The 923-nt window shown below is 65.2% G+C and carries 2 protein-coding genes; both read right to left on the bottom strand.

All coding sequences use genetic code 11. The features are described 5' to 3' along the window. The coding region (locus AAFM29_RS17680) for a Sir2 family NAD-dependent protein deacetylase (protein ID WP_341714025.1) at positions 1-483 on the bottom strand (483 nt) is incomplete at its 3' end. 75 nt (positions 484-558) lie between these two features. Beyond that, a partial coding sequence (locus AAFM29_RS17675) for a GNAT family N-acetyltransferase (RefSeq protein ID WP_341714024.1) occupies positions 559-923 on the bottom strand: 365 nt, incomplete at its 5' end.

Here is a 923-nt window from a genome sequence, read left to right as displayed (position 1 = left end):
GATCTCGTCCATGCGATAGGGCATTTCCCCGAACCACACGATATCGGGCCGCAGCGCGGTTGCGCCGCAGCTGGGGCAGGGCGGGCGCGCGACCATGGGCCCTGTCCATGGCGATCGCGCCCCGCACGCCGAACACAGCGCGAGGAGGTGGACGCCATGCATGTGGAGCACGGATCGCGATCCGGCGCGTTCGTGCAGATCGTCGATGTTCTGCGTAACCAGCAGCAGATTGCCGCCCCACTCGGCTTCCAGCCTTGCCAGCGCCGCATGCGCCGGGTTGGGCTGCTTGGTCTCGATCTGCTCACGCCGCATGTCGTAAAAGCGCAGGACCAGCTCGGGATCGCGCGCAAAGCCTTCGGGCGTTGCCACGTCCTCGATCCGGTGGTTCTCCCACAGTCCCCCTTCGGCGCGGAAAGTGTCGATCCCGCTTTCGGCGGAAACGCCAGCGCCTGTCAGGATTACGATATTGCGAATATTCTCCATCGTCCGAATATGGACGATCCGGACGCGCTGTCCAACGGGCGTGTTTGCAGAAATGCCGGCGGGCGAGCGCGCAGCCTATGCGGGCAGGCTGAGCGTGAAGAACTGGTTCTTGGGGCTTGGCCGATAATCGGCAAAAGGTTCGCAGGACTGGAACCCGGCGCTGCGATAAAGCGCGATAGCAGGCCCGTGCAGTTCGCCCGTTCCCGTTTCCAGGCTGACCCGCGCATATCCGCGCCGCTGCGCTTCGGACACGATATGGAGGAGGACGGCACGGCCCGCCCCCTTGCCGCGCGCTTCGGGCGCCGCGCGCATGGACTTCACCTCGCCATGGCGTGGGTCGAGTTCCTTCAGCGCACCGAAACCGGCAAGAATGTCGCCGTCCCAGACGGTCCAGAATGTGACTTTGGGCGCTGACAGGCCCGAAGCGTCGAGAGCGAAGG

The sequence above is a fragment of the Erythrobacter sp. genome, assembly GCF_038133525.1.
Taxonomy (GTDB): Bacteria; Pseudomonadota; Alphaproteobacteria; order Sphingomonadales; family Sphingomonadaceae; genus Qipengyuania.
Note: the sequence above shows the minus strand (reverse complement) of the source record. Positions and strands in the feature narration are given on the sequence as shown.